The organism is Pseudomonas sp. 3B-A001-10F (assembly GCF_056313565.1).
Map to the genome: position 1 here is coordinate 68,738 of NZ_JBQYFW010000010.1, position 13,196 is coordinate 81,933.

12 protein-coding genes are annotated in these 13,196 nt (G+C 59.1%); 5 read left to right on the forward strand and 7 right to left on the reverse strand.

Annotated features, from left to right (window positions below):
- Positions 1-60 precede the first annotated feature (60 nt).
- The 4 genes from pqqC to AC0ZWN_RS12090 are packed head-to-tail and all read left to right on the forward strand — an operon-like array spanning position 61 to position 3,994.
- Positions 61-813, forward strand: a complete 753-nt coding sequence (pqqC, locus tag AC0ZWN_RS12075) for a pyrroloquinoline-quinone synthase PqqC (protein ID WP_093429953.1) — start codon at positions 61-63, stop codon at positions 811-813.
- The gene (gene pqqD / locus AC0ZWN_RS12080; protein ID WP_007910068.1) at positions 810-1,085 is read left to right on the forward strand and encodes a pyrroloquinoline quinone biosynthesis peptide chaperone PqqD; all 276 of its coding nucleotides are present in this window, start codon (positions 810-812) and stop codon (positions 1,083-1,085) included. Before pqqC ends, pqqD begins: the two co-directional genes overlap by 4 nt.
- Positions 1,078-2,217, forward strand: coding sequence for a pyrroloquinoline quinone biosynthesis protein PqqE (pqqE, locus tag AC0ZWN_RS12085; RefSeq protein WP_476335246.1), 1,140 nt, complete (start codon positions 1,078-1,080; stop codon positions 2,215-2,217). Before pqqD ends, pqqE begins: the two co-directional genes overlap by 8 nt.
- On the forward strand, positions 2,183-3,994 hold the full coding sequence (locus AC0ZWN_RS12090; RefSeq protein ID WP_476335184.1) for a S9 family peptidase: 1,812 nt from the start codon (positions 2,183-2,185) through the stop codon (positions 3,992-3,994). Before pqqE ends, AC0ZWN_RS12090 begins: the two co-directional genes overlap by 35 nt.
- 133 nt (positions 3,995-4,127) lie before the next feature.
- Here the strand turns inward: AC0ZWN_RS12090 and AC0ZWN_RS12095 are convergent, their stop codons facing one another.
- The 4 genes from AC0ZWN_RS12095 to AC0ZWN_RS12110 form a co-directional block, all read right to left on the reverse strand.
- Complete coding sequence (locus AC0ZWN_RS12095; protein ID WP_003228885.1) at positions 4,128-4,286, reverse strand: YqaE/Pmp3 family membrane protein; 159 nt, start codon at positions 4,284-4,286, stop codon at positions 4,128-4,130.
- A 109-nt stretch (positions 4,287-4,395) separates the two neighbouring features.
- The gene (locus tag AC0ZWN_RS12100; RefSeq protein WP_476335186.1) at positions 4,396-4,716 is read right to left on the reverse strand and encodes a helix-turn-helix domain-containing protein; all 321 of its coding nucleotides are present in this window, start codon (positions 4,714-4,716) and stop codon (positions 4,396-4,398) included.
- Complete coding sequence (locus tag AC0ZWN_RS12105; protein WP_077574786.1) at positions 4,709-5,065, reverse strand: type II toxin-antitoxin system RelE/ParE family toxin; 357 nt, start codon at positions 5,063-5,065, stop codon at positions 4,709-4,711. The genes AC0ZWN_RS12100 and AC0ZWN_RS12105 overlap by 8 nt, the downstream gene beginning before the upstream one ends.
- 252 nt (positions 5,066-5,317) lie before the next feature.
- Positions 5,318-6,601 carry an aspartate aminotransferase family protein gene (locus AC0ZWN_RS12110; protein ID WP_476335187.1) on the reverse strand — a complete coding sequence of 428 codons (1,284 nt, stop codon included), beginning with the start codon at positions 6,599-6,601 and terminating at the stop codon, positions 5,318-5,320.
- Between the two features lie 169 nt (positions 6,602-6,770).
- Here AC0ZWN_RS12110 and AC0ZWN_RS12115 point away from each other — a divergent pair, with 169 nt between their 5' ends.
- A complete protein-coding gene (locus AC0ZWN_RS12115) occupies positions 6,771-7,685 on the forward strand; it encodes a LysR family transcriptional regulator (RefSeq protein ID WP_093429950.1) in 915 nt (304 codons plus the stop codon).
- A 227-nt stretch (positions 7,686-7,912) separates the two neighbouring features.
- Here the strand turns inward: AC0ZWN_RS12115 and AC0ZWN_RS12120 are convergent, their stop codons facing one another.
- From AC0ZWN_RS12120 to AC0ZWN_RS12130, 3 genes are all read right to left on the reverse strand, one after another.
- Positions 7,913-9,691: an acyl-CoA dehydrogenase C-terminal domain-containing protein gene (locus AC0ZWN_RS12120; RefSeq protein ID WP_476335189.1), complete on the reverse strand. Its 1,779-nt coding sequence runs from the start codon at positions 9,689-9,691 to the stop codon at positions 7,913-7,915.
- 213 nt (positions 9,692-9,904) lie between these two features.
- Positions 9,905-11,701 carry an acyl-CoA dehydrogenase C-terminal domain-containing protein gene (locus tag AC0ZWN_RS12125; RefSeq protein ID WP_476335191.1) on the reverse strand — a complete coding sequence of 599 codons (1,797 nt, stop codon included), beginning with the start codon at positions 11,699-11,701 and terminating at the stop codon, positions 9,905-9,907.
- Positions 11,702-11,791: 90 nt separating this feature from the next.
- Positions 11,792-13,081, reverse strand: coding sequence for a GGDEF domain-containing protein (locus AC0ZWN_RS12130; protein WP_093429947.1), 1,290 nt, complete (start codon positions 13,079-13,081; stop codon positions 11,792-11,794).
- Positions 13,082-13,196: the final 115 nt, after the last annotated feature.

A 13,196-nucleotide genomic window follows, 5' to 3' on the forward strand; every position in this document is an offset into this window, starting at 1 on the left:
CTCGCGAAAGCGTCCGAATAAACACCCAGGATTCCAACGGTTGTTCCCCGGAGAACCGCAATGACCGACACCCCGCTGTCCCCCGCCGAATTCGAAGCGGCGCTGCGCGCCAAAGGCGCCTACTACCACATCCACCACCCCTACCACGTGGCGATGTACCAAGGCCGCGCCACCCGCGAACAGATTCAGGGCTGGGTCGCCAACCGCTTCTACTATCAGGTGAACATCCCCCTGAAGGACGCGGCGATCCTCGCCAACTGCCCCGATCGGGAAATCCGCCGCGAGTGGATTCAACGTCTGCTCGACCATGACGGCGCCCCAGGCGAAGACGGCGGCATCGAAGCCTGGCTGCGACTCGGTCAAGCGGTCGGCCTCGATCCGGATCAATTGCGCTCCCAGGAACTGGTACTGCCCGGCGTACGTTTCGCCGTCGATGCCTACGTCAACTTCGCCCGCAGGGCCAGTTGGCAGGAAGCCGCCAGCAGCTCGCTGACTGAACTGTTCGCACCGCAGATCCACCAGTCGCGCCTCGACAGCTGGCCGCAGCATTACCCGTGGATCGACCCGGCCGGTTACGAATATTTCCGCACCCGCCTCGGTCAGGCCCGGCGTGATGTCGAGCACGGTCTGGCGATCACGCTTGAGCACTACAAGACCCGCGAAGGCCAGGAACGCATGCTGGAAATTCTCCAGTTCAAACTCGACATTCTTTGGAGCATGCTCGATGCCATGAGCATGGCCTACGAACTGAACCGCCCGCCGTATCACAGCGTCACCGAACAACGCGTCTGGCATAAAGGAATCACCTTATGAGTTTCGACCGCAGCAAAGTCCCGACCTGGCGTCCCGGCTACCGCTTCCAGTACGAGCCGGCGCAGAAAGGTCACGTGCTGCTCTACCCCGAAGGCATGATCAAACTCAACGACAGCGCCGCGCTGATCGGCGGCTTGATCGACGGCGAACGCGACGTTGCGGCGATTATTGCCAAACTCGATGAGCAGTTCCCCGGCGTGCCCGAGCTCGGTGACGACATCGAGCAATTCATGGAGGTTGCCCGTGCGCAGCACTGGATCGAACTTGCCTGATCTGCCGCCCAAGCCTGAAGTCGGCCTGCCGCTGTGGCTGCTCGCCGAGCTGACCTACCGCTGCCCGCTGCAATGCCCGTACTGCTCCAATCCGCTGGATTTCGCCGAGCAGGGCAAAGAGCTGAGCACCGAACAGTGGATCAAAGTGTTCCGCGAAGCGCGGGAGATGGGCGCGGCGCAACTGGGCTTTTCCGGCGGCGAGCCGCTGGTGCGTCAGGATCTCGCCGAGCTGATTCATGAAGCGCGGCAGTTGGGTTTCTACACCAACCTGATCACCTCCGGCATCGGCCTGACCGAGCAGAAAATCAGCGACTTCAAAAAGGCTGGCCTGGATCACATCCAGATCAGTTTCCAGGCCAGCGACGAGCAAGTGAACAACCTGCTCGCCGGCTCGAAAAAGGCCTTCGCGCAAAAGCTGGAAATGGCCCGCGCAGTGAAGGCCCATGGCTATCCGATGGTGCTGAACTTCGTCACCCACCGGCACAACATCGACAAGATCGACCGCATCATCGAGCTGTGCATTGCGCTGGAAGCCGACTTCGTTGAACTCGCCACCTGCCAGTTTTACGGTTGGGCGCAGCTCAATCGTGTCGGCCTGTTGCCGACCAAAGAGCAACTGGTCCGTGCCGAGCGCATCACCAACGAATACCGCGCGAAGCTGGAAGCCGAAGGGCATCCGTGCAAGCTGATTTTCGTCACCCCGGATTACTACGAAGAACGCCCGAAGGCCTGCATGAACGGCTGGGGCAGTATTTTTCTGACAGTCACACCGGACGGCACCGCCCTGCCTTGTCATGGCGCCCGACAGCTGCCGGTGCAATTTCCCAATGTGCGCGATCACAGCATGCAGCACATCTGGTACGACTCGTTCGGCTTCAACCGCTTCCGTGGTTACCACTGGATGCCCGAGCCGTGCCGTTCGTGCGACGAGAAAGAAAAAGACTTCGGCGGCTGCCGCTGTCAGGCGTTCATGCTCACCGGTGATGCGAGTAATGCCGACCCGGTGTGCAGCAAGTCCGAACATCACGGCGTGATTCTCAAGGCCCGCGAAGAAGCCGAGACTGCCACTCAAACCATCGAACAACTGGCCTTCCGCAATGAACGAAACTCGCGCCTCATCGCCAAAGGCTGAGCCTTTCAGCGCCTCGCAAGCCGTCGCTGCCGGGATGGACTTTGCCGAACTGCAGCTCGGTGCCAACGGGCTGTTCTGGAATGAATATCGTCCTGAGGATGCCGCATGCCGGATCTGGCATTGGCGCGATGGTGTGGCGAAATGTCTAACACCGAACGGTTTCAGTGTACGCAGTCGGGTGTACGAATATGGCGGTGGCGCGTTTTGTCTGACACCGGATGGGGTGGTATTCGTTGCTGAGACGGATCAGCAGTTGTATCGCCAAAACCTCGATGGCGAGCCTGAAGCATTGACGTCGGGCGAGTGCCGTTATGGCGATCTGCATTTTGCTTTCGGCCAGGTGCTGGCGGTCGAAGAACAGCAAGATCAACATCGGCTCGTCGCCATTGATCTGGCTGACGGAACCCGGCATTTATTGGCTGAAGGCGCGGATTTTTATGCGGCGCCAATCATCAGTGTGGATGGCCAGCGCTTGGCGTGGATCGAGTGGAGCCGGCCGCATCAACCGTGGACGTCGACCCGGTTGATGGTGGCTGAGCGCTTGGCCGATGGTGCATTTGGGCCTTCGCGATGCGTTGCCGGTGGTGAGATTGAAGAATCCATTCAACAGCCACGATTTGATGCTGAAGGTCGGCTGTATTGCCTGACCGATCGCGGTGGATTCTGGCAGCCGTGGGCTGAGACTTCCGACGGTTTGGAGCCATTACCTGCTGCGCAAGCCGATCACGCGCCAGCACCGTGGCAACTGGGCGGCTGCACTTGGTTGCCTGTTGAAAATTCGGTTTTAGCCAGTTGGAGTGAAGGCGGTTTCGGCCGTCTGACATTAGGCGATGACGACTTCACCGGTGACTACAGTCGTTTCCGGCATTTGGCTTTGGATGCGCAATTTATCTACTGTATCGCCGCCTCGCCGATCAGTCCTTCTGCGGTCATCGCCATTGATCGGGCGACGCGCAAAGTGAACGTGCTGGCCGGCGGTGTGGCGCCTTTACCCGCAGAGCGCATCAGCCGTCCGCAAACCCTGTGCTACCCAAGCGGTTCGGGCGAAGCGCATGGGTTCTTTTATCCGGCCATGAGCGGCGAGACAAACCCGCCGCTGGTGGTGTTCATCCACGGCGGCCCGACATCGGCCTGCTACCCGATGCTCGACCCGCGCATTCAGTACTGGACGCAACGCGGCTTCGCCGTGGCCGATCTCAACTATCGCGGCAGCAGCGGGTATGGCCGCGAATATCGGCAGGCCTTGCATCTGAGCTGGGGTGAGGTGGATGTCGAGGATGCTTGTGCGGTGGTGAGTTATCTCACCGGCCAGGGTTTGATCGACGGTGATCGCGCATTCATTCGTGGCGGCAGCGCAGGTGGCTACACCACGTTATGTGCGCTGGCGTTCAAGCAAGTCTTCCGCGCTGGAGCGAGTTTGTACGGCGTCAGCGATCCGGTTGCATTAGCTCGGGCTACGCACAAATTTGAAGGTGATTATCTGGACTGGCTGATCGGCGATCCCGAGCAAGACGCCGAACGCTACGCCGCCCGCACGCCGTTGTTGCACGCAAACAATATCCGCGTACCGGTGATTTTCTTTCAGGGTGAGCTGGATGCCGTGGTCGTGCCACAACAGACTCGCGACATGGTCACGGCGCTGGAGCAGAACGACATCCCCGTCGAAGCGCATTACTACCCCGACGAACGCCACGGCTTCCGCCGCGCGGCCAATCAGGCGCATGCGCTGGAGCAGGAGTGGAAGTTCTATCGGCGGGTGATGGGATTGGCGGACTGATCACCGCGCCCCGTTCAAAACCGAATTGCCCCATTCGCGAGCAGGCTCGCTCCGACATTGGATCTGTGTTGTTCACAAATCCCCTGTGGGAGCGAGCCTGCTCGCGAAAGCTATCTATCAGGCGCAGCAGTACTCAACGCTTGGCGATGATGTACACCGCATGCACGATCCCCGGAATATACCCGCACAACGTCAGCAGAATGTTCAACCAGAACGCCCCGCCAAACCCGACCTGCAGAAACACACCCAGTGGCGGCAACAGAATGGCGATGATGATGCGAATGAAGTCCATGGGTCAGCTCCTGAATGGGGGTTGGCTCACATGAGCCATACAAGCTAATCGACCTGCGCCGTTCGTCAGGGTTCAGTGCTAATCACGGTGTCGGTATCAAACTGCTAGCTCAGCCAAGAATTTGCAGTCCGTGCTTCTGCACGATGCTCAGTAACTTCAGCGCCATTCCGCTGGGGTGCTTGTCTCCCGATTCCCATTGTTTGACTGTCGACGCGCTCGTGTTCAAGTAGCGAGCGAATACCGGCTGGCTAACATTATTGCGCTCACGCAGAGCCTTGATCTGTTCCGCCGGGATCGCTTCAGGAACCGTTGCCAGACACGACTCATCAAACTCCCGCATTGTTGCCTTGCTGATTGCGCCGACAGCCACTAGAGCGCTGGCTGATTCGTGTATCGATTCAAAAACTTCACTTTTGAATTTCTTACTCATGAAATATCTCCACAAACTCCTTCATTGCCAACAAATCCCGGATCTGCTCCTCGGTCAGTTGAGCATAGGCTTTGGCTAACTTTCGTAAATCCTTCAATTCAGATGTTGTGATGTTGCTCTGATCTTTCTTGGCGAACAGCACTTGATAGATCCAGTAACGCCCGCCCTTAGCCAGAACAATCGAACGATGACGGTTGGCGTTCAACCGCTTCTTCCAGACGCCACCACCAAGATCGTCAGCCTGACCTTCAAGCATCTCGCAAAATGCTTCCCGGAGCTCCGCGTCGCTGATCCAAGCCTTGCCGGCTCGTATCGCAAAACCCTTGGTTTTGAACAGCCTGAATGACATCGGTATCCCTTCCAAAAAACATACCACCCAGTGGTATAGATTACCAAGCCATCCGTCTCGAAAATATCGATCGGTCTGCCCCCGCATTCCCTGCAGGGACTTTCTAAAAAACCATTCGCACGACGAACTCTCAAGCACTAAACGCCATCTGCAAAACCCGGCCACAAAAAAACGCCCCACGCCAAAAGAATCAGGCGTGGGGCGTGCGTTATACCGCGAGACGGTTCTGGAAGTCGGGTAGGAAACTTCAGTTCAGACGGCAATCCCCTTGCGGCATTGCAGTTGTGCGGTTCGCACTCGCGAGAAGGCGCGGCCCAGGCGCAGGAGCATTTCGTCGATGTTGGTTTTGCTGACAGTGAGCGCCGGGGTGAAGCGCAAACAGTTGGCTTGCGGGGCGTTGAGCAGCAGGCCTTCGTGCAGGGCTGCATGGACCACAGCATCGGCGGAATCGTCCGACAGGGTCAGACCATAGAACAGGCCTTGGCCGCGCAATTCGCCGTGGTCGTAGCGGTGCGCCAATCGGGCCAGGCCTTCGCGCAGATGCTGGCCATTATCGTTGACCTGCTGCAGGAAGCTGCGGTCGTACACGCTGTCGAGCACCACGAGACCAGCCGCTGTCATCAGCGCATTGCCGTGATGCGTGCCGCCCAGTTCACCCGCGTCGAAACAACACGCCTTGCCCCGCGCCAGCAGCGCCGCCAAGGGCACACCGCCGCCAAGGCCTTTGCCGAGTACGACGATATCGGCGCGTACGCCATAGGACTGTTCGGCAAGCAAGGTGCCGCAGCGACCGATGCCGGTTTGCACTTCATCGAGGATCAGCAGAATGCCGAGCTCTCGGCACAGACGTTCAACGCCTTTTAGGTAATGCTCGGTCGCCGGCACCACCCCCGCATCGCTCTGGATCGGTTCAAGCATGATCGCCACGGTTTGCGCATCGACCGCCGCGTGCAGGGCCGGCAAGTCGTTGAACGGCACCAGATCGAAACCCGGCAGTAACGGCGCGAAACGGTTGTGCAGGTTGCAGCTGTCGGAGGCAGAAATCGTCGCCAGACTGCGGCCATGGCAACCCTGCTTCGCGACAATGATTCGCGAGGCGCCGCCACGACGCAGTTGGCCCCACTTGCGCGCGAGTTTGATCGCTGCTTCACAGGCTTCGCTGCCGCTGTTGAGTAGATAGGCCTGATCGCTACCGGTGCTGGCGCACAGACGTTCGACGAGGCTGAGCATGCCGCGATTGTGCAGATTGAAGCCGGGATTGATCAGTGCCTGCGCCTGACTGCTGATGGCTTTGACCAATGCCGAAGGACTGTGACCAAGACTGTTGGCGCCACCGGCCTGGGAAAAGTCGAGGTACGCGCGATCATTGCTGTCCCACAACCAGGAACCCTGACCACGAACAAACACCTGTTGCGGCCGTTCAACGCTGGGCATCAGGCGCGCGGTGCTCAGATTTTCGTTGATCTCAGAAGAGTCGGCCTCAAAGGCGAGGTCATCAAGACTCGGCGTCTGGCGCCGCAAACTGAACAGATTCATTGAAAAACACCGCGTTTAAGGTGTTTTGAACTGCCTATGCAAACACTGTCGAAGCGAACGCTATTCATCGCGCTTTCTGGCCCTGTAAGCCTTGTGAATGCGGTTAGACTAGGCTCACTGAGGCCTGCGGGCCATTTCGATTTACCAGCATTTTCGATAAGCATTACTTATGGATTTCAAACAACTGCGTTATTTCGTCGCGGTCTACGAAGAAGGCCATGTCGGTCGCGCCGCCGAACGCCTGTCGATCTCGCAACCGGCACTGTCGCAGCAGATCCGCCAGCTCGAACAGAACCTCGACGTTACCCTGTTCGAGCGCAGCAGCAAGCGTCTGCTGCCAACCCTCGCCGCGCACACGTTGTACAACCACGCCTTGCCGCTGCTCGACGGATTGCAACGGGCGCGTGAGGCGTTGGGCAACTTCAAGGGCCAGGCCTTGCGCACGCTGGCAATCGGCGTGCTGCAAACGGTTCACACCAGTCTCGTTCCGCAAATGCTTGAGCGGGTGCGCAAGGCACAGCCACATCTGGTGGTGCAGATCTATGAATTGACCGGACTTGAGATCGAGCGGCGGCTGCTCAACGGCTCTTTGGACATCGGCATCAGTTACCTGCCGCCGCGCCAACCCGGCCTGCACGGCGTGATGCTCTACGAAGATGAGCTGACGCTGGTCATCCCGGCGGATCATCCGCTGCGTGAATTCAAGAAAGTTTCGATGCGCCAGGCGGCTGAACTGCCGATGTTGTTGCTGGGCGAAGAGTTTCAGATCCGCCAGATCTGGCAGGCGCAACTGACCAACCTCGGACGACGCCCGCAGGTGCAGGCCGAACTGAACAATATGGTGGGGATACTCGACAGTCTGCCGCACACCAAACTGGCGACGGTGCTGCCGGGGCGTTCGCAAAAGGAGTACGACGATCAGGATCTGCTCTGGAAACCGCTGAGCGAACCGCGCGTGCCGCTGAAAGTTGGGTTGGTCTGTCGCGATGTGCAGCGCCAGCAGGCACCTTTGGCGCTATTGCAGACATTGCTGGAGGAAGTGATGGAGCGTGAAGTGCGGCCAGAGAGAGATCCTCTGGTCTGAGCACTTTTCTTCAGGCAAAAGAAAACCCCGCCGAAGCGGGGCTTTGCAGACTGTTTCCCTGACATCCATTTCACTCCGCCACCCTGGCAGAATCCTACGTGTCCGTGTTGTTGCTTTGCGCTTCCTGCGCGACGTCCATGAAATGTAGATTAGCCGTGGATCCAATCTACGCATATGGGAGAACAGCAGCACGTCATGTAAGAGAATGCTTACATGACGTCATCGCATCAGAATTGCGCCGCATCCAGCAGGAACAGCGACTCGCTACCGGCCTTCACCGACGCACTCAACGAGTGAATACGCGGCAGCAAACGGGCGAAGTAGAAGCGCGCGGTGCCCAGTTTGCTGGCATAGAAATCGTCTTGCGCTTCTTTGCCCAGCGAAGCTTTGGCCATCAATGCCCACATGTAGGCGTACGCTGTGTATCCGAATGCTTGCAAATATTCGACCGAAGCCGCGCCGATTTCGTTCGGATTGGTTTTCGCCCGGTCCAGCAGCCACGAGGTCAGCTCGTCGAGAGTGTCGACGGCATCGTTCAGCGGATTGGTGAATTCACCCAGATCGGCGCTGGCCGTCGCGGTGAAATGGCGGATCTCGTCAGCAAACAGCTTGTAGAAAGCGCCACCGCTGCCGACGATCTTGCGCCCGACCAGGTCCAGTGCCTGAATGCCGTTGGTGCCTTCATAGATCTGGGTGATGCGCACGTCACGTACCAGTTGCTCCTGACCCCACTCGCGGATGTAGCCGTGGCCGCCGAAAATCTGCTGGCCGTGCACGGTGGTTTCCAGACCCAGGTCGGTGAGGAATGCCTTGGCCACAGGCGTCAGCAACGCGACCAGATCTTCCGCACGTTTGCGGGTGGTGGCGTCTTCGCTGAACTTGGCGGTGTCGAGCTGCATCGCTACGTAGGTGGAGAACGCACGGCCGCCCTCGTTCGAGGCTTTCATGGTCAGCAACATGCGCCGCACGTCCGGGTGGACGATGATCGGGTCAGCGACTTTGTCTTTGTTCTGCGCGCCAGTCGGCGAACGGCTTTGCAGACGGTCGCGGGCGTATTCGACGGCGTTCTGATAGGAGCGCTCGCCGGTGGCCAGACCTTGGATGCCGACGCCCAAACGCTCGTAGTTCATCATGGTGAACATCGCGGCCAGACCTTTATTCGGCTCACCGACCAGATAGCCCACGGCTTCATCGAAGTTCATCACACAGGTCGCGGACGCCTGGATGCCCATTTTGTGTTCGATCGAACCGCAGTTCGCCGGGTTGCGCGCGCCCAGGCTGCCGTCGGCGTTGACCATGAACTTCGGCACCAGGAACAGCGAGATGCCCTTAGGACCGGCCGGGGCGTCCGGCAGCTTGGCCAGCACCAGGTGAATGATGTTTTCGGTGAGGTCGTGTTCGCCACCGGTGATGAAGATCTTGGTGCCGCTGACTTTGTAGGAGCCGTCGGCCTGAGGCTCGGCCTTGGTGCGAATAATCCCCAGGTCGGTGCCGGCGTGCGGCTCGGTCAGGCACATCGAGCCGGCCCAGACGCCAGCGTACATGTTCGGCAGGTACGCGGCTTTCAGCTCTTCGCTGGCGTGAGCGTTGATCGACAGGCAGGCGCCGGCGGTCAGCATCGGGTACAGACCGAACGACAGGCTGGCGGAGTTGACCATTTCTTCGACTTGCGCCGACACGGCTTTGGGCATGCCCATGCCGCCGTATTGCGGATCGCCACCGACGCCAACCCAGCCGCCTTCAGCATACGTCTGATAAGCCTGTGGGAAACCGGCCGGCGTGGTGACGGCACCGTCCTTCCAGTGGCAGCCTTCTTCGTCGGCAGCGCGGCTCAGAGGTGCGATGCTTTTGCTGGTGACTTTGCCGGCCTCTTCGAGAATGGCTTCAACGGTTTCGGCGTCGACGGTCTCGGCCAGAGCCGGCAGTTCGGCCCAGAGTTTGGCGACTTCGAACACTTCATTGAGGACGAAGCGCATATCGCGCAGCGGCGCTTTGTAGTCAGCCATGGCAAACCTCGCAAGATCTAAACAGGTGATTCGTGGAATGATGTTTTCTGAGCCCGAGTGTACCTCAACAACTTTTGCGACACATAGGGTCAACCGGTGACCGATTTGTTATTTTTAGTCACCGCAAAAAAAGATCGCAGCCTGCGGCAGCTCCTACAGATAAAACTCGGTCCCATGTAGGAGCTGCCGCAGGCTGCGATCTTTTGATCTGCCTTAAAGCGCAAACATTTCAGCCGGCAACTTCATCAAGCAATCACTGCCCGCCTCGATCGCCGCACGATGCGCCGCCGTACGCGGCAGCAACCGCTTGAAGTAAAACTCGCAGGTCGCCAACTTACCCCGCAGATAATCCGCATCGCCCTTGCCGGCCTCCAGTTGCGCCTGCGCTACCAGGCCCATGCGCAACCACAGATAGCCATGGATGATGTAACCGCTGTACATCAGGTAATCCACCGACGCCGCGCCCACTTCATCCGGGTTCTTCATCGCCGCCATGCCGACCTTCATCGTCAGGTCGCCCCACTGCTGGTTCAGCTCATTGAGCTGCGCAACGAAACCGCCCAGCTGCGGGTGCTCAGCGTTGGCTGAGCAGAACTTATGGACGATTTTGGTGAAACCGCGCAGCAACTTGCCCTGACTGCCCAGCACCTTGCGTCCGAGCAGGTCCAGCGCCTGAATGCCGTTGGTGCCTTCATAGATCGGTGCAATCCGACAATCGCGCACCAGTTGCTCCATGCCCCATTCGCGAATGAAACCGTGGCCGCCGAACACCTGCATGCCGTGGTTGGTCACTTCCAGGCCGGTGTCGGTCATGAACGCTTTGCAGATTGGCGTGAGGAACGCCAGCAAATCCTCGGCCTCCTGCCGTGCTTCGGCATCACCGCTCAGATGCGCGACATCGAGCAACTGCGCGGTGAAGTAGGTCAGCGCCCGATTGCCTTCGTTAAAGGCTTTCATGGTCAGCAGCATGCGCCGCACGTCCGGGTGGACAATGATCGGGTCGGCAGGTTTATCCGGGGCTTTGGCGCCGGTCAGCGCGCGCATCTGCAAGCGGTCGTTAGCGTATTTGATCGCGCCCTGGAAGCTTGCTTCGCCCAGACACAAACCCTGCATGCCGGTGCCTAGCCGCGCGTGGTTCATCATGGTGAACATGCAGTTCAGGCCCTTGTTCGGCTCACCGATCAGATAGCCCTTGGCGCTATCGAAGTTCAGCACACAAGTGGCCGAAGCCTTGATGCCCATCTTGTGTTCGATCGAACCACAGGAAACACCGTTGCGCTCGCCCGCTTCACCCGCCGTATCCGGCAAGAATTTCGGCACGATAAACAGCGAAATCCCTTTGGTCCCGGCTGGAGCGTCGGGCAATTTGGCCAACACCAGATGGATGATGTTGTCGCTCATGTCGTGCTCGCCGGCAGAGATGAAAATCTTGCTGCCGGTGACCGCGTAACTACCATCAGCCTGAGGCACAGCGCGGGTCTTGATGATCCCCAGGTCGGTGCCGCAATGGGCTTCTGTCAGGCACATGGTGCCGGTCCATTGCCCGGCGGTGAGTTTGTTCAGGTAGGTGTCTTTCTGCTCGGCGCTGCCGTGGGCATGGATCGCCGACATCGCGCCGTGGGTCAGGCCCGGGTACATGCCCCAGGAAGTGTTGCTGGAGCCGACCATCTCGCTGATCACCAGCCCAAGCGAGCTCGGCAGGCCTTGGCCGCCGTAAGCCGGATCCGCCGCCAGACCGTGCCAGCCGCCTTCCACGTATTGTGCGAAGGCTTGCTTGAAGCCGGCTGGCGTTGTCACCACGCCGTTGTCGAAATGGCAGCCCTCTTCATCACCGCTGCGATTGAGCGGCGCCAGAACGTTCTCACAGAACTTCGCGCCCTCTTCGAGGATCGCGTTGATCATGTCCGGGCTGGCGTCGTGCGCGCCAAGGGCGGCGTAATTGCTGTGGAAGTCGAAGACGTGATCGATCAGAAAGCGCATGTCGCGCAAGGGAGCTTTGTACTCAGGCATGGTGGCTTCTCCGTCAGCAGATTGCTCCAACCTACTGCCGGCCACCACACCCCACAATCATTGTGCAGACGCTGAATGCGCCGTCATCACTCAACCTGCGGCCGTGTCCATACGCACCGCGCCACGGCGGTTTTGTCCGTATGCCATCACGCAGTTACGCCCCGCGCCTTTTGCGGCATAGAGCGCCTCGTCGGCGGACTTCAGCACTTGTTCCGGGTTGCGCTGCTCCACTCGTTCGGCAACGCCGATGCTGACCGTGACCGAAACGCTGGAAGCACCAGAGCCGGCGCGGCGCTGACGACCTTGCTGATCATCCTGCGGGCGGTTTTCCTGATTGCGCAGTTGAATGTTGTAGGACGCAATCGACTCGCGGATCACCTCAAGGTGCGGCATGCATTCCTCAAGGGTTTTGCCTGCGAACACCAGGGCGAATTCCTCACCGCCATAACGATACGCCCTACCGCCACCGCTGATTTTCGACAGCTTGCTGGCGACCAGACGCAAAACCTGGTCACCAACATCGTGGCCGTGGGTGTCGTTGAATTTCTTGAAGTGATCGACGTCGCTCATCGCCAATACGTAGTTGCGACCCAAGCGCTGCATGCGTTCATTGAGCGCGCGACGGCCCGGCAGACCGGTGAGTTCGTCGCGGAAGGCCATCTGATAAGCCTCGTGCGCAACCGCAGCGGCAATCATCAACATCACCTGGCTGCACATGATGTTCAGGGTGAACGGCAGGATGAAGGTTTTCGGCAGCATCCAGAACACGCCAAGCAGGCCAACCAATTGCGCCGCATGCAGCGGACGTGGATTGCGCCAGTATTGCCAGGCCAATAGCAGGAACGCCGAGATGAACACTGGATACGAGAGCTGGATCAGACTCATCCACGCGCCGTGCAGCGCCGGCCAGCGAATTTCCGAGAGCCACATCAGCAATGCCTGGGGATAACTTTGCTCAAGCCCCAATGCCACGCTGCCAAAGGCCAGTAACACGGCGAAACGCGCGACCATGTCCTGGAACAGATGTGTACGTTCCTGCCATGCGGCGAACAAGCCGAACAACAACGGCAACAGCAGGCAGACGAGGTGGAAGACCACCGCAGCGTCTTCGCGGACCTTGCCGTTGTCGCGGTAATAGTCGGTCTGGGTGTCGAGCAGAAAGTAGGCGATGTACACCGTGAGCATCAGAAACAGCTCGCGCTGACGGCGATAAACCGCGCAATACGCGCCGCCCAGCAACAGCACCAACGTCGGCAACACATTGAACAGCGACGTGAAGAACACGCTGAGGTCTTTGACGTACGCAGCCGCCAACCCCGCTAGTAACAACAGCAGTGATGGCAGGAAATGACTGAAACGTACAGCGGAAGAACGCGGCAAGGGTAAAGCTCCGACCCGTCATAGCAAAGAGATGGCATTGTGCCTGCAATGCGTGCAGTTAAGCACACACAATGTGATCCAGATCACACGCAGTCTCTTTAACGGCAGAAAACCT

Excerpts from the sequence above, each read along its gene's own strand:
- AC0ZWN_RS12115 (WP_093429950.1), top strand. The coding sequence starts at position 6,771 with ATGGATTTCAAACAACTGCGTTATTTCGTCGCGGTCTACGAAGAAGGC.
- AC0ZWN_RS12090 (WP_476335184.1), top strand. The coding sequence starts at position 2,183 with ATGAACGAAACTCGCGCCTCATCGCCAAAGGCTGAGCCTTTCAGCGCC.
- pqqC (WP_093429953.1), top strand. The coding sequence starts at position 61 with ATGACCGACACCCCGCTGTCCCCCGCCGAATTCGAAGCGGCGCTGCGC.
- AC0ZWN_RS12120 (WP_476335189.1), bottom strand. The coding sequence starts at position 9,691 with ATGGCTGACTACAAAGCGCCGCTGCGCGATATGCGCTTCGTCCTCAAT.
- AC0ZWN_RS12100 (WP_476335186.1), bottom strand. The coding sequence starts at position 4,716 with ATGAGTAAGAAATTCAAAAGTGAAGTTTTTGAATCGATACACGAATCA.
- AC0ZWN_RS12110 (WP_476335187.1), bottom strand. The coding sequence starts at position 6,601 with ATGAATCTGTTCAGTTTGCGGCGCCAGACGCCGAGTCTTGATGACCTC.
- AC0ZWN_RS12095 (WP_003228885.1), bottom strand. The coding sequence starts at position 4,286 with ATGGACTTCATTCGCATCATCATCGCCATTCTGTTGCCGCCACTGGGT.
- AC0ZWN_RS12105 (WP_077574786.1), bottom strand. The coding sequence starts at position 5,065 with ATGTCATTCAGGCTGTTCAAAACCAAGGGTTTTGCGATACGAGCCGGC.
- pqqD (WP_007910068.1), top strand. The coding sequence starts at position 810 with ATGAGTTTCGACCGCAGCAAAGTCCCGACCTGGCGTCCCGGCTACCGC.
- AC0ZWN_RS12125 (WP_476335191.1), bottom strand. The coding sequence starts at position 11,701 with ATGCCTGAGTACAAAGCTCCCTTGCGCGACATGCGCTTTCTGATCGAT.